This is a genomic window from Aeromonas genomosp. paramedia (genome assembly GCF_023093515.1).
Classification (GTDB): domain Bacteria; phylum Pseudomonadota; class Gammaproteobacteria; order Enterobacterales; family Aeromonadaceae; genus Aeromonas.
On sequence record NZ_JAAROG010000067.1, the window covers coordinates 1 to 262 of the forward strand.

Annotated in this window: 1 protein-coding gene; it reads left to right on the forward strand. The window is 52.7% G+C overall.

All coding sequences use genetic code 11. The annotated features are described in order from the left end of the window. Window positions 1–262 (forward strand): RQC domain-containing protein (locus HB860_RS22080; protein ID WP_247627968.1); only part of this gene is annotated, 262 nt, incomplete at both ends.

Sequence of the window (262 nt, forward strand, 5' to 3'; positions counted from 1 at the left end):
TTGCCGAAGCGCAAACTTGCCGTCGTCTGGTATTGCTGAACTATTTTGGCGAAGGGCGTCAGGAGCCGTGCGGGAACTGCGATATCTGCCTCGATCCGCCGAAACAGTACGACGGTTCAACCGATGCTCAGATTGCCCTTTCCACCATTGGTCGTGTGAATCAGCGGTTTGGGATGGGTTATGTGGTGGAAGTGATTCGTGGTGCTAATAACCAGCGTATCCGCGACTATGGTCATGACAAACTGAAAGTCTATGGCATGGG